Consider the following 855-nt stretch of genomic DNA (forward strand, 5'->3'; position numbering starts at 1 on the left):
AGCCAACGATCCGGTTGGAGAATACGTCTTTGAACGCGCACAGGTAGAGCTTGCCTTCGCTCGTCCAATGCTCTGTGATGTCGCCCAGCCACAGCTGATTCGCAGCATCGGCGGTGAAGTTGCGTTGGACGTGGTCGTCGTGGACCGCAGGCCCCGGGCGCTTGGCTTTTCCGCGTTTCTTGCCGAACACACTCCACCAGCCGTTGTTCGAGCAGATCCGCCACGCTGTGCGCTCGGCCATCACCTGGCCGGCGTCGCGAGCCTCGTAGAACAGGAACCGGTAGCCGAACTCCGGGTCGTCCTTATGGGCCCTGAACAGAGCGTTCGCCCGGTAGGCCTCCGCGAGGTCGGCATCGGTCACCGGGTCAGCCAGCCACCGGTAGTAGGGCTGGCGAGCGATCTCGAGTACCCGGCACGTCACCGTGACGGGAATGCCGTCCTCGGCCAGCTCACGAACGAGCGGGTACATCATTTTCCCGGCAGGTTCGCCTGGGAAAGATAGGCGGCAGCACGGCGCAAGACTTCGTTCTCCTGCTCGAGCAACCGGATTCGCTTGCGCAGTTCCCGGTTCTCGACCACGTCCTCACCGGTAGTTCCTGATTTGATTCCGTCCTCGATATCGGCCACTTTCAGCCAACCCGTCAGGCAGGATTCACTGATCCCGAAGTCGGCGGCGATCTGCTTCAACAGCATTCCGGGCTCGCGACTGCGGGCAACCCGAACAACGTCCTCACGGAACTCTCGGGGATAGGGCTTCGGCATGGTGCACATCCTTCCAGCGGCACCTCTCGGCACCACAGATCAGATGTCACCTATCCGTGCAGCAGACCCGTTCGATCATCGTGAGGCGTGTTT

At 61.9% G+C, this 855-nt stretch carries 1 pseudogene; it reads right to left on the minus strand.

The annotated features are described in order from the left end of the window. Positions 1 to 762: pseudogene (locus tag AO065_RS27510) on the minus strand (transposase family protein); the annotation flags it as partial. Positions 763 to 855: the final 93 nt, after the last annotated feature.

This window comes from Pseudomonas viridiflava, assembly GCF_001642795.1.
Lineage (GTDB): Bacteria > Pseudomonadota > Gammaproteobacteria > Pseudomonadales > Pseudomonadaceae > Aquipseudomonas > Aquipseudomonas viridiflava.